Below are 12,131 nucleotides of genomic sequence, written 5' to 3'. Positions count from 1 at the left end.
CCGGCACCGCCTTGTCCGGACGCCGCTCACACCGGCACGGCCGCCCCGTCGTCATCGTCGCCATTCGGCTCGGGCGAGCCAACCGGCCGGCCACCTGGCTTGATGATCGTGCCGATGTAGGCACCTGCGGCCCTTGCGCGCGCATGCCCCGCCAGTTGCGACACTGCCAGCCGCGCCGCCCGATCCAGTTCCGGTGATACCGGCCCGCCACCCCGGACCGGCGATGGCACCCCGGTGATGACTTCATAGGCATCATTCAACACCTCGTGGCGCAGGCCATGACCTGTCGCGCCCCGCTTGCGCAGAGTGATGCCAAATTTCTCCACGACGTAGTCCAGCCGCCGTAGGTTACGCTTCAAGTCCCGACGTGGGTCGCCCATGTGGGCGTCGCGTCCGTCGACCACGCCTTGGGCAAACTCCAGCGCGGCCAGTTGCAGCGGATCGTCCAGAGGAATCCAGCGCACCCGGCCGCCCTTGCCCTTGATCCATGCATACCGATCCGCCTGCTGCTGGTTCTCTGGCAGCCCGGTCTCGCAGAACGGCATGACGTGCAGGAACGGCCGGAACTGCACCGACTCCTTGCGCCGCAGCCCCAGGGCCGACATCAGCCGCAGCGACGCGCCGACACGGAGGTCGAACTTGCACACGTCGGCGATCACCGCCTCGGCATCGATCCCCTGGGCGGTCCAGCTCTTGTCCCGCTGGGCGGTCTCGTGGCGCTGGTACTCCTCCAGGCTCAAACCGTAGTGACCCGGCTTGCGCACGAAGCCGTGCTTGCCCATCCACATCGCCAGCCCCCGCAGGAAGCTCAAGTAGGTCTGGATCGTCGCCGGCGCCAGATGCGCCTGCTGCCAGACCTGCACCATGGCGTGGATGTGCTTCTGCCCGAGGTTGCGCGGGTCCGGCACGGTCTTGAAGCCCGCCTTCTGCTTCAGGTCGCGGAAGAAACGCCGCAGAAACTGCGCGCGTTCCTGCCGCGTCTTGTGCGAGACGGTTTTCTCCAGCGCCGTGTGCAGGGTGTTGAAGAGTTTGATCAGGACCTCCAGCACCTTGAGCGGCGGTGCTTTGCCCGGCTGATAGCGGGCGAGGATTTCCCGGGGGGTCTTTCCCGCCCAGCCCTGGGGGCGAGCGGGCTGCTGCTGGCTCGAGCGACCCGGGCTGGCAGGTTCCTGCTGCCGGCGGCGTGCAGTGTTGTGTGAGCTACGGCTAACAGTCTTGCTGGGGACTACGTCCGACATGTCGATGGCTCCTTGGCCGGAGGCCCGCCGCCCGAACGGCAAGCCGATGTTGGCGATGAAAATGGAATCCAGGGCAGCTCCCGGCGGGACGGATTCCGTTGCCCGCGCCGGTCAGTGGTCAAGAACTTCGGCACCGCGCGCGACCACGGCGTCGCGGCACCTACCCAGGGGATTCGTCGGCCAGCGTGTCCGCGCTCGCCAACTCGGTCGGTCTTAAAAACGAAACGGGTTGATCCGGCCCATCCGTGCATTTCTGCAGCCATGGGGGTGGTGATGCCGGCCGGCCTCTGGGGCATGGCTTGGGCATCGGCGGCGAGGTCTGGCCTCGCGCCATCTGGTGGATCGGTTCTGGAGTCGTAGCGCCATCCACTCGCATGGGTCCGCCCCTGACCGAAAGTCCAGGGCAGTGTCGAGCTTGTGAGCGAAGGCGCGCGGGGAGCCCAATCGGGCAAACACAACCGCGCGCTGCGTGGAACGCGTGCTCAAGGGAAGGCGGGAACAGGGGCACGGCATCGGGTGCCGGCCGGGTGCTCTGTTGGCCGTGGTGCGCTTCAGGGAGCGCCCAGCGATGAACGCTGGCCAAGCCACGGCGACTTGCACTACGAGAAAGACCTCGGGACCGCCGCCTCAAGGGCGACGGCATTGCCGGTTCAAGACTGGCGCTTCAAGGGCAGGTAACGACTGCGACGCCTTTTGCTCCGCGATGGAGCGGGGCCAGGATGGCCCTCGGGAAACCGTAGTTGACACCAAGCGGGTAGGGCGGTCAAGCGGGCGGCTCGAAAGCGCGGCGATTTGCGGAGGATTGCGGGTGGCACTTGCACGCCCGGGAGAATGCGGTAAGGCGCATTTATTGTCGCAAAGCGGCGGGCAACGAGGCGGCGGGCGGGCTTGACGGGGGAAATATCTGCCTCTGGTCCTGAGCGGGGGAACTCAGGGCGATGCTCGCGCGCGGACCGCTCCGGTGGCAACCGCCGCGCATGGGGTTGATGTCCGCCATTTGAATGAGAGCGTAGTGACACACACGCAGCCCCGCCGGGGGATGGCGCTTTCAAGTGTCAGCGAGATGTCCGTGTATCGCCGGTTCGCTGACAGCGGGCCGGGCCCGATGCCGAAATCGGCCTTTTTGAGTGGGGATTCCGTGTGGCGGGATCAGATCGCCCTGTCGATGCTGATCGACCTGAAACCTATCTCGGAGCCTTGCTATGGAATTGATAGTCAGAGCGGTGGATGTCGGATCCGGCAACACCAAATTCGTCACGGCCGCAGCCGGTACCGATATCCGCTGCGCCAGTTTCCCGTCCGTCGCCTATCCGTCGAGCGACGACTCGCCGTCGTGGCCGGCGAGCGAGCGCAAGAAAACCGTGTGTATCCCCATCGGCCCGCTGTTCTATGAGGTCGGGCCGGACGTGAGCCTTGCCGCCGATACCTTTCGCGCCAAACAACTGCATGATGAATACACCGAGACGCCGGAGTACATGGCGTTGCTGCGCGGAGCCCTTTCGATGATGAAGGTGAGCCACATCGACCTCCTTGTGGTGGGGCTGCCGGTGGCACTCTTCACGGTCAAGAAATCGGCGCTGGAGAAAGCCATGACCGGCCGGCACGACATCGGGAACAATAAGGTCGTGACCGTGGGCAAGGCGATGGCCGTGCCTCAGCCGCAGGGGGCGCTGGTGCACTACGCTTCTGAGCACCAGAAGATGGTGGAGATCGGCAACGAGCAGAGCCTGATCATCGACCCGGGGTCCCGCACCTTCGACTGGCTGGTGGCCCGGGGCATGCGTTTCGTCCAGAAGCAGAGCTACTCCTTCAACCGCGGCATGTCGGACGTGCTGCGCTTGCTGGCGGCCGAGATCACCAAGGACATCGGCTCGCCCTACCGCGATTACGACGCCATCGACCTGGCGCTGCGCACGGGCAAGCAGCCGCTGATCTTCCAGAAGCCGTACGACATGAAGCGCCTGCTGCCCCTGGCCGAGACCGTCGCCGAGCAGGCCGTGTCGACGATGAAGGAGTGGATCGAGGCACCACACAGCCTGCAGAACATCATCCTGGTCGGCGGCGGGGCGTTCCTGTTCAGGAAGGCGGTGAAGGCGGCGTTCCCAAAGCACCGCATCCACGAGGTGAAGGAACCGATGTTCGCCAATGTGCGGGGTTTTCAGCTGGCCGGACAGAACTACGCCCGCAGCAAGATGACCGCCACCGATAGGGGGCAAGTTCAGGGTGCATCGGGAGAACTCGAATGAGCACCAATACCGTGAAGGACACCGTGCCCATTCGCCTGGTCTTCGTATTGGCGCGTGCCGACCATCCCCGTCTGTACGACGATCTGATCCAGTTTCAGAAAGGCGTTAAACGCATCAATCGCCTGCGGCTGCTAGCCTACGATGGGTTGCTGGCGCAGAGCGGTGTATTCGCCGGCATGGGACGTGGCTCGCCTCATCTGCCTTCCGCAAGTAGCGCGCAGGAGGGCAATGGCGACATCACCAACGACCTCTTCGCGCCAGCGATCGACGCGTGAGCCGGCCATGGGCAAGCGATCGCGCCGGCCGGTGAGCGGCCGGATGGTCAGTGCTTCGGACTTGGCGCAGATGGGCCGCTGCGAACGGCTGGTGGTGTTTGAGCATCTCCATGGCATCCGTCGTACGGCCGGGCAGCAGCGAGCCCGGGCACGTGGGCTGGTCGAGCATGAGCATTTCTATAGGGAAGGCTTGGCGGCGACCGCGCAGGTCGCCCGGAAGGGGCGGTGCTTCATCGCCACCTGCGTGTTCGGCGAGGCCTGGCAGACGGAGGTGCTGCGCCGGTTCAGGGACGAGGCGCTGCGACCGAGCGCTTGGGGACGCCGGGTGATCCGCCTCTACTATCGGGGGGCACCCAGCATCTGCGTCATCCTGCGCCGATGGCCCCATTTGCAAGTTCCTATGCGCATGGTCTTGGGGGCGATAGCGAGCGGACTTTGCTGGTGGTCAGGCTTGCGTGGAGGCGGCAAGTGTCGGCGCTAGCGTGGGGCGTCGGTTGCGCCGTTGCCGTCGTAGGCGTCGCGCTGGTCATGGCGTGGAGGCGATCACTTAAGACCCGCGCCGCACGGGCTGAGCGGGCCTCACGACCGGCAGCGCTGTGGGATGCCGAGTTGGTTTACATGGAAAGATTGTTCCGGATTTCCAGGCCCGTCGGACTGGTGGCGAAACTTGACCGGGCATACCGGATGCCCTCCGGTCTGCTCGTGTTGGTGGAGTTCAAGACTCGCTGGAGCAACCAGCCCTTCCTGTCGGACGTGATCCAGTTGTCCGCGCAGAAGATGGCGGTGGTGGGGCAGACGGGGCAGACGGTGGCGTCGTACGGGTATGTGATGGTGAAGGCCCCTACCACGCGAGCCTTACCGACCGCATATCGCGTCGAACTGTTTTCCGACGATCAAGTAGTTGCCTTGGTCAGGAGGCGGGAAGCGATTCTCGCCAATTGCATCTCGCCGCGGAGAGCCTGGTCACAGAAAGCTTGCCGTACATGCGCGCTCCGACAGCAATGCGACTCCCTACTACCGTAGGCGCGGAGCATGATCTCGAGCCATCTTAGTGGCGGGAAGCGGCGCAGGAACGCCGAGCCCACTGGTCGGTCCGGTGCGAACCCGAGTACGGTGCGGTCTACGGGCCCGACTATGGCACGCTAGGTTGCCCGAAGGGAATTCGCTGCGCAGCGAATATGGCGTTTATGCCGAATATTCGGTATGGTGCGGTTATTCGCTGAACAGGAAATAACGGCAGCCATGACTGAGTCACTCTTCACGGAACGCGCCCTGATTGAACAGCTCCTGGATTCACTCCGGGCGTTACCGGACGTGCATGCCGAGTTGGATCTGTCGGAACCAGCCATGCAGGCTGCCGGTCGCCTCGATGCGAAGATTGATCTGCACGTCGCCGGCAAATCGATTGTCTTGCTGGTCGAGGCAAAGAAGTCCGTCTACCCCCGAGATGTGCGTCAGGCGTTGTGGCAGTTGAAGTCGACGCCGCACAGTCGCCAAGCTGAGGTACAGCATCTGCTCATGGCCGAGTCGCTCTCGCCGGGAGCGAAAGAACTGCTCAGAGCCGAGCGTATCGGCTATTTCGACAGCGGCGGAAGCTTGTTCCTGCCGACCTCAGGTGTCTATGTCTACATCGACAAACCGGTTCCGAAGACTTTGGAAAAGTCGGTGCGGTCGCTCTTCTCCGGGCGGCGTGCCCAGGTCCTGTACGCGCTTCTGGTCAATCGCGAGGAATGGTTTGGTGTTACCGAAGTGGCCGAACGGGCGCAGGTGGCTCCATCCACAGCCTCAGACGTGCTCGGCGAATTGGAGCGGTTCGACTGGTTGGTGTCGCGGGGGCAGGGACCGAGCAAGGAGCGGCATCTGCGCGAACCAGGTGCGTTGCTCGATGCTTGGGCGAAACAGATCACCATGCAGCCCGCGCCAGTGCTGCGCCGGTATTTTGTGCCTGGGTTGAAATCTGATGCGCTGATTGAACGGCTCAGCAAGATATTCGATGCGCATCAGGTCCCTTATGCGGTGAGCTACGAAGCCGCCGCACAGCGCTACGCTCCCTTCTTGTCCGCCATCTCACAGGTACGCGTTCGACTGCTACCCAGCACCAGTGCCGAGGCGGCGATGGCTGAGCTGGATGCACGAGTCGTAAATGAAGGGGCGAATCTCGCGGTCATCGAGACGAAATCGGCGGAGGAACTGCTGTTTCGTCAAAACGTCGGTGGTGTTTGGCTGGCCAGTCCGGTCCAGGTCTATCTCGACCTCTTGCGCGGTGAAGGCCGCTCCAAGGAAATGGCCGAGCACTTGCGCAAAGAAAGGATTAGCTTCTGATGGTCAAACCCGCAACGCTCGATGGTTACAGCGACCAGTACACACTCGATTGCGAACGCGTCCTGGTGACGCTGCTGCGCGGGTTGGGGCCGTGGAAGGACTCGGTCTACCTGGTCGGCGGCTTGACCCCGAGGTATCTGGTCGCCGCCCGGCCACCCGCGGTCCCAGCGCATGCGGGCACCCTCGATGTCGACATCGTGATCGACCTGCAGATCCTCGCCGACACCGAGGCTTATCACACATTGGAGGACAACCTCAAGAAGATGGGCTTCGAGGGTGCCGAAAACGAGGCGGGGAAAAAACTCTCCTGGCGTTGGCAAGCCCGCACCGAACACGGTGCACTTATGGTGTTGGAGTTGCTCGCAGATGCGCCTGACATCGCCGGCGGCAAGGTGCAGCCGCTGCCGACCGAGGGCACGATCTCAGCGTTGAACATTCCGCATTCGTCCATCGTCTTTGACCTCCATCAGGTCACCGAGATCCAAGCCGAACTGCTGGGGGGCAACGGCGTGGCGACCGAGAAGGTAAAGCATGCCAATCTCGTCAGCTTCACCTGCCTGAAATCGTTCGCATTCGACCAGCGCTTCGAGCGCAAGGATGCGCACGACCTGATCTATTGCATCGAGCACGCACCCGAGGGATCGGCTGCCGTCGCCGACGCCTTTTGCAAAGAGCTGGCTGGCAAGCACGGCGCAGTGATCCAGACGTCTCTGGCAATCCTGCGCAACAGATTCGCCCAGGACGAAAAGACAGAGGGGTATCGCAAGGATGGCCCGGTGTCGGTCGCCAAGTTCGAACTTGGCGAGAGCGACGAGCCCGAGCAGCGCGAGGCGAGGGCGTTGCGCCAACGCCAGGCCAGCGACGTGATCGAACAACTCTTAGCGCGAATCGGATAGGGGGCGGCGTGGCGAACGGCCTAGATGATGACTGGTTGCGCAAGAGCGTCGGGGCGGAGACAGCCGCGCGGTTGAGGCCGAAGACAAAGGGGACGGTGTGATGTTCCAGAAGAATGAGGGAGACCAATGATCCTGACTGACAACGAAACCAAGATCGATCTGCTGAACAATGAGGCGATCGCGACGACGATTATCGGGTTGTTGCGTGAGAAGCCAGACCGCCCCGTGACGATCGGCGTCCATGGCGACTGGGGCGCTGGGAAGTCCAGCGTGCTGGAGATGATCGAGGCCGGGTTCGCGGGCAACAAGGACGTCCTGTGCCTCAAGTTCAACGGTTGGCGGTTCCAGGGCTTCGAGGATGCAAAGATCGCCCTGATCGAAGGCATCGTTACAGGGCTTGTCGAAAAGAGACCCGCGCTGAGCAAGGCCGCGGGTGCAGTCAAAGACGTTTTCAAGCGGATCGACTGGCTGAAGGTCGCAAAGAACGCGGGTGGCTTGGCATTGACAGCCTTTACGGGCATCCCGACGCTTGATCAGGTCGGCGCGATTGTGGGCAGCCTCGAAGGGATGCTGTCGAACCCTGGCCAGCTCGCGACCAAGGAGAACCTCAGTTCCGCGATCGAGGGCGTGAAGGCTGTATTGAAGCCGTCAGAATCCAAAAACGTCCCCGAGGAGGTCGAGGCATTTCGCAAGGCTTTCGACAACCTGTTGAAGGAAGCGGGCGTTGATCAGCTTGTCGTGCTTATCGATGACCTCGATCGGTGCTTGCCAGATACGGCGATCGAGACGCTCGAAGCGATACGGCTGTTCGTCTTCACGGCCCGTACCGCATTTGTGGTGGCCGCTGACGAGGCCATGATCGAGTATGCGGTGCGCAAGCACTTTCCGGACTTGCCGGACACCACGGGTCCGCGTGACTATGCCCGCAACTATCTTGAGAAGCTAATCCAGATTCCTTTTCGCATTCCGGCGTTGGGCGAGACGGAGACTCGCATCTACGTCACCCTTCTTCTGGCAGGGGCAGAGTTGGGTGAAGAAGATCCCGGATACGGTGAACTGATCAAGGCGGCGCGAACACGACTGAAGCGACCGTGGGAGAGCGCACCGCTGGACGCCGCCGCCGTAAGTGCGGCGCTTGGTCAGAATGCCAACAAGGCACACAACGCGCTGATCCTGAGTGATCAGATCGGTCCGATTCTGGCCAGCGGCGCCAAAGGCAACCCGCGGCAGATCAAGCGATTCCTCAACACGCTGTTGTTGCGGCAGAAGATGGCTGAGGCTCGTGGTTTTGGCGAGGAAATCAAGCTGCCGGTGCTGGCGAAGTTGATGCTCGCTGAGCGGTTTCTACCCAGTCTGTTCGATCAGATTGCTACTGTTGCGGTGACAGATTCGAAGGGGCACTGCGCGGATCTGGTGATGTTGGAAAAGGTCGACACGCCCGAGAGCTCCAGATCACCCACGAAGACCAAGCCGGCGGATGCGACTGAGGCCAAAAGTGGCGCGGTGCAGGCCAAATCAGAAAGCGCGTTACTCGCGGAATGGAAGTCGTCAGAGGCCATCCTTGCTTGGGCTCGGGTGCTGCCTCCCGTGGCGGACATCGATCTACGGCCGTACCTGTTCGCGACCAAGGACAAGAAGGACTACTTCGGGCCAGCTTCGGTGCTTGGCCATTTGGCGGCGGTCGCGGAGAAATTGCTTGGTCCCAAGATCTCCGTCCAGGCATTGGAGTCCGAGCTGAAGCAACTTGCTCAACCGGAAGCGGCGAAGCTGTTTGAAGCTGTTCGGGCCAAGATCGTGAGCGGGGACAGCTTTGACACGCAACCTGCCGGTGTAGACGGCATGATTGTGCTGGTGAGGGCGCAACCGAGTCTGCAGGGAAGCCTGGTTAATTTTCTGCAAGCGCTGCCAACCGGTCGATGTGGTCCTTGGGTGGTCAGTGGCTGGCAAGGGGCACTCAAGGACACTGATGCGCAGGCACGAATGGCTCAGTTGGTCGTCGGGTGGGCAACGCAGTCCGACAACAAGATGCTAAGGGCCGCTGCCGAGGCTGCGAATAAGACACAAAAGGGAGGCAGATAATGGGAACCTCAACAGCATACGGCGGACCAGGAGGGGGCACGCCGCTCGTGCCGTCATGGCTCGGTTCGGACGATGATGCGGGCGGGCCGGCCCCACCAGCTACTCCACCCGCAGGGGCACCGGCAGATGATCCGGCCAGTCCCGCGCCACTGCCACCGGCGCCGCCAGTCCGACCGGCTATTCCGACACCGGCGGACAGTAGTCGGTTCACCGCGCCGCGTAGCAATTTCACCCGCTTCGCGCACTCTGGTGGCGGCGATCGCGCGAGCTTGGGGCGCGCGGTCTCAGGGTATGTATCCAAGTCCTCGGGTGGGGCGCGGCAGGCGGCTCAGCGTATGGGCGCCTCGCGTGGTTCCGGCGCCCGGCTGCTCGGCTTCTTGGCGGACGTACAGGCTCGCGGCGCAACCGAGGCGCTGCGCTCTTTGGATCTCGAAGGGCTGGCGGGCCGCCCGATCGACGAAGTATTCATGGGGTTGGCCGACTACATCTGCCCGAACGCTGGTACGGTCGACGAAGGTATTGCAAGGGAGGCGTTCATCGAGACGATCGTGGACCTGAGCACGTTGGGCGTGACCGACCTGGATGCACTCAGCCCTGACCAGATGCAAACGGTTTTCGAGTTGTACGCAACCCGCGCAATCGAGGCCCGACTGTGCAATGACATAGGTACCAAGCTGGTCACCGCGCCGGCCGACCCGCAGGTAGCGCTGCGTGTTCAGAGCCAGTTGCGCGACTTCATCCGCAATGGCGTCAGCGATGCTTTGACGGCCGCGCGTGCTGAAACACCAACTCTCACGCAGGACCGCGTGCACGCATTTGTCGACACGGTTTATGAACGTGCCTTTGGCATCTTGCAGGCACTCGGAGACGCGGAGGCAGACCAATGAATCGACACCTTCTTGTGGGCCGGTATGGTCCCGACGATCAGATTTCGATTCCCGGTGCGTCCGATGAACAGGTGACTGACCTGCAACTCGTGTCCGGCGAAAAATCGCTGGACCACGGCATTGGCGGGGCTCTAACCAGTTTGAAGGCCCTGGGCGTGCACCCCACGGAGATCGGGTTGGACTTGCTGGTGCTTGCCGCGCACGTGCATGCTGCTGACACGCGCATCTCCAGGGCTGAACAGTCACAAGATTCTTGGACGCGCGAAATCCGTCTTGTCGTGCCCGTGAGTGACCCCAATCGGTGGAATGCTGCCGCGCAGACCGTGAAGCGAACGTTGGATTTTCTGACCGGGGATCGCTGGACGATTGGCTTTCGTCAACGTCCCGAACGTTTCGCTGAAATCATCACGCCACCAGAAACGCTGTTGCCCCCGGGCTTCGATGCGGTCAGCCTCTTCTCTGGCGGCTTGGATAGCCTGATTGGAGCCATCGACCTCTTGGAAGCGGGGCGCACACCATTGCTGGTAAGCCATGCGGGAGAAGGCGCGACCAGCGATGCCCAGAATGTGCTCTTCGCTGCACTGAAGAAGCACTTCAGCGCAGTCGCCTTTGATCGCCTCAGAGTTTGGATGCTCTTTCCGGCCGACCTGGTTCAGGGCGTGAGTTCCGAGAACTCAACTCGCGGGCGTTCGTTCCTGTTTTTCGCACTCGGCGTATTCGCCGGAACCGGGCTTGGGACGGACTTCGTGCTCCGCGTGCCGGAGAACGGACTGATCGCATTGAATGTCCCCTTGGACCCGCTGCGCCTCGGCTCGAACAGCACTCGGACCACACATCCGTACTACATCGCGCGGTGGAATGACCTCTTGGGCCACCTCGGCATATCCGGCCGTGTCGAGAACCCGTACTGGGCCAAGACCAAGGGCGAGATGGCTTCGGCCTGCGCGAATCCTGTGCTGCTGAAGGCGCTCGCTCCATATGCGCTGTCGTGCGCTCACGCTGCGAATGCTCGGCACCTGGGCATCAAGGGCCGCGGCATCGAACAGTGCGGGTACTGTCTGCCGTGCCTGATTCGTCGCGCCGCGTTGGATGCTGCCTGGGGGCGTGGCAATGACACGACCCCATACACCTTGCCGGACCTGCGAGCCCACCCGCTGGGCACGCGCGAATCCAACGGACAACAGGTGCGGTCATTTCAGTTTGCGATAGAGCGCCTCCGCACCGCACCGCACTTGGCGAAATTGCTGATCCATAAGCCCGGGTCGCTCGCCGATGAGGCCTTGCGACTCGATCAACTCGCCGCCGTTTACCAGCGTGGTCTTGCCGAAGTCGCCCAGCTGATAGAGGGCGTGGAAACGACGCCAGGATAGGTTACGTATGAGTACAAGCAACGGTCTCGTGGACTTTCATTGCCACCTTGATCTCTACCCGGATCATCAGGCTGCGGTGATGGATGCAGAAGAAGCGGGCGTGTTCACCCTAGCGGTGACCACGACGCCGCGAGCTTGGCCGCGCAACCACGAACTGGCTCAACGCACCAAGCACGTTCGGGCGGCGCTTGGACTGCATCCGCAGCTAGTTGCGGAGCGGGCTTCCGAGATTGAACTGTGGGATAGGTACCTGCCGGAGACGCGCTATGTTGGAGAGGTCGGCCTCGATGCTGGCCCGCGCTTCTATAAGTCCTTGGATCTGCAGAAGCAGGTTTTTCAGCACGTCCTTCGGCGTTGCGCCGAAGCGGGGGACAAAGTCATCACTATTCACAGCGTTCGGGCTGTGAACACGGTACTTGACCATGTCGAATCGTTCTTGCCGCAATCCAGAGGTAAGGTCGTATTGCATTGGTTCACCGGCAGCAAGGCAGAGGCGCTGCGGGCCCTCGAACTCGGGTGCTACTTCTCAATCAACGCGGCCATGCTGGGGAATGAGCGGCATGCACCGATTGTGGCGCTTATCCCGCTCGACAGGCTGCTGACTGAAACCGACGGCCCGTTCACAAAGACGGATGAACGCCCGTCCAGACCTGCCGATGTGAGGGATGTGGTCGAAGCGCTTGGCCGACTACATGGGATGGCGGCCTCAGCGGTTGCCGCAACGATGCGGGTGAATCTTCGCGCTTTGCTCGAGCCGAATGGCGGGCCGAAGAACGATTCAGTGCTCCCGTCAAAGGCTGCCAATCAATAAGGGAGAT

At 62.4% G+C, this 12,131-nt stretch carries 11 protein-coding genes; 10 read left to right on the top strand and 1 reads right to left on the bottom strand.

What is annotated here, in order from left to right:
* Window positions 1–26: 26 nt before the first annotated feature.
* On the bottom strand, window positions 27–1,238 hold the full coding sequence (locus DARO_RS11420; RefSeq protein ID WP_011287959.1) for a phage integrase N-terminal domain-containing protein: 1,212 nt from the start codon (window positions 1,236–1,238) through the stop codon (window positions 27–29).
* A gap of 1,202 nt (window positions 1,239–2,440) precedes the next feature.
* Between DARO_RS11420 and DARO_RS11415 the strand changes: the two genes are divergently transcribed.
* The 10 genes from DARO_RS11415 (at window position 2,441) to qatD (ending at window position 12,124) form a co-directional block, all read left to right on the top strand.
* Window positions 2,441–3,484, top strand: a complete 1,044-nt coding sequence (locus DARO_RS11415) for a PRTRC system protein D (RefSeq protein ID WP_011287958.1) — start codon at window positions 2,441–2,443, stop codon at window positions 3,482–3,484.
* Window positions 3,481–3,759: a hypothetical protein gene (locus tag DARO_RS11410; RefSeq protein WP_011287957.1), complete on the top strand. Its 279-nt coding sequence runs from the start codon at window positions 3,481–3,483 to the stop codon at window positions 3,757–3,759. The genes DARO_RS11415 and DARO_RS11410 overlap by 4 nt, the downstream gene beginning before the upstream one ends.
* On the top strand, window positions 3,713–4,240 hold the full coding sequence (locus DARO_RS11405; protein WP_198134025.1) for a CFI-box-CTERM domain-containing protein: 528 nt from the start codon (window positions 3,713–3,715) through the stop codon (window positions 4,238–4,240). Before DARO_RS11410 ends, DARO_RS11405 begins: the two co-directional genes overlap by 47 nt.
* Window positions 4,138–4,782: a PD-(D/E)XK nuclease family protein gene (locus tag DARO_RS11400; protein ID WP_157037197.1), complete on the top strand. Its 645-nt coding sequence runs from the start codon at window positions 4,138–4,140 to the stop codon at window positions 4,780–4,782. Before DARO_RS11405 ends, DARO_RS11400 begins: the two co-directional genes overlap by 103 nt.
* 219 nt (window positions 4,783–5,001) lie before the next feature.
* Entirely contained in the window at window positions 5,002–6,081 is a 1,080-nt protein-coding gene (locus DARO_RS11395; protein WP_041224346.1) for a hypothetical protein, read from the top strand.
* Entirely contained in the window at window positions 6,081–6,977 is an 897-nt protein-coding gene (locus DARO_RS11390; protein WP_011287953.1) for a hypothetical protein, read from the top strand. Before DARO_RS11395 ends, DARO_RS11390 begins: the two co-directional genes overlap by 1 nt.
* 126 nt (window positions 6,978–7,103) lie before the next feature.
* Window positions 7,104–9,056, top strand: a complete 1,953-nt coding sequence (qatA, locus tag DARO_RS11385) for a Qat anti-phage system ATPase QatA (protein ID WP_011287952.1) — start codon at window positions 7,104–7,106, stop codon at window positions 9,054–9,056.
* Window positions 9,056–9,943, top strand: a complete 888-nt coding sequence (gene qatB / locus DARO_RS11380) for a Qat anti-phage system associated protein QatB (RefSeq protein WP_011287951.1) — start codon at window positions 9,056–9,058, stop codon at window positions 9,941–9,943. Before qatA ends, qatB begins: the two co-directional genes overlap by 1 nt.
* Window positions 9,940–11,313, top strand: coding sequence for a Qat anti-phage system QueC-like protein QatC (qatC, locus tag DARO_RS11375; protein ID WP_011287950.1), 1,374 nt, complete (start codon window positions 9,940–9,942; stop codon window positions 11,311–11,313). Before qatB ends, qatC begins: the two co-directional genes overlap by 4 nt.
* Before the next feature lie 7 nt (window positions 11,314–11,320).
* The gene (gene qatD, locus DARO_RS11370) at window positions 11,321–12,124 is read left to right on the top strand and encodes a Qat anti-phage system TatD family nuclease QatD (protein ID WP_011287949.1); all 804 of its coding nucleotides are present in this window, start codon (window positions 11,321–11,323) and stop codon (window positions 12,122–12,124) included.
* Window positions 12,125–12,131: the final 7 nt, after the last annotated feature.

It is taken from the genome of Dechloromonas aromatica RCB (assembly GCF_000012425.1).
Note: the sequence above shows the minus strand (reverse complement) of the source record. Positions and strands in the feature narration are given on the sequence as shown.